We start from the raw sequence: 1215 nt of genomic DNA, 5'->3' as shown, positions 1-1215 counted from the left end.
TGACCTGCTTCCCGTTTCCTGGGCCGTTTTGAGCTGGAATTTTCCAGTTTAGGATGATGGCCGGGAGACGGAGGAAGCGATGAAGCGATCGAAGTTCTCGGAGGCGCAGATTGCCTTCGTGCTGAAGCAGGCGGAGGATGGAACGAGCATCGGTGAGGTCTGCCGGAAGGCTGGGATCAGCGAGGCGACGTTCTACAACTGGCGCAAGAAGTACGCCGGATTGATGCCGTCCGAGATGAAGAGGCTTCGCCAGCTGGAAGAGGAGAACGCCAAGCTCAAACGGCTTGTCGCGGATCTGAGTCTGGACAAGGCGATGTTGCAGGATGTCGTCTCGCGAAAGCTCTGAGGCCTGCTCGGCGGCGGCAGCTGGTCGATGAGGTTCGGGCGGCGTGGCAGGTGAGCATCAGGCGGGCCTGCAACGTGCTTCGAGCAGAGCGATCCAGTTACCACTACAAAGGCTGTCGGACTGAGCAGGCCGACCTGAAGCAACGGATCAAGGAGATTGCGGAGACGCGGGTTCGATACGGCTATCGCCGGATCCATGTGCTGTTGCGCCGGGAGGGCTGGGACGTGAACGGGAAGCGGATCTATCGCCTTTACAAGGAGATGGGCTTGCAGCTGCGCCGCAAGCCACCCAAGCGCCGGGTGAAGGCAAAACTGCGTGAAGGCCGCTGCGCGGCAACCGGANCCGGGTGAAGGCAAAACTGCGTGAAGGCCGCTGCGCGGCAACTGGGCCGAACGAGACCTGGTCGATGGACTTTGTTCATGACCAGCTGGCGACAGGCCCGAAGCTGCGCATCCTGACGATCGTCGACACGTTCAGTCGTTATGCACCGGCGGTCGTTCCGCGGTTCCGGTTCCGGGCATCCGACGTGGTCGAGGTGCTGGAACGGGTCTGTGCCCAGGTGGGCTATCCGGGGTCGATCCGCGTTGACCAAGGCAGCGAGTTCATCTCCCGTGAGCTCGACCTGTGGGCCTACATGAAAGGGGTAACGCTCGACTTCAGCCGGCCCGGCAAACCGACGGATAATGCCTTCATCGAGTCCTTCAATGGCAAGTTCCGGGCGGAATGCCTGAACGCGCACTGGTTCATGAGCCTGGGAGACGCGGTGACAAAATGCGAGGCATGGCGTAGAGACTACAACGAGGAACGACCACACAGCGCGATCGGCAACAAGCCGCCGATAACGTTGCAGAAGCGGTCAGGGGCAAACG

At 61.1% G+C, this 1215-nt stretch carries 1 pseudogene; it reads left to right on the top strand.

From position 1 onward, the window contains the following. Positions 1-79: 79 nt before the first annotated feature. Positions 80-1215, top strand: a pseudogene (locus CHU93_RS03135) (IS3 family transposase); the annotation flags it as partial.

The sequence above is a fragment of the Sandarakinorhabdus cyanobacteriorum genome (assembly GCF_002251755.1).
GTDB lineage: Bacteria > Pseudomonadota > Alphaproteobacteria > Sphingomonadales > Sphingomonadaceae > Sandarakinorhabdus > Sandarakinorhabdus cyanobacteriorum.
The sequence above is the reverse complement of the archived record's forward strand: the minus strand, read 5'-3'. Positions and strand labels throughout refer to the sequence as shown.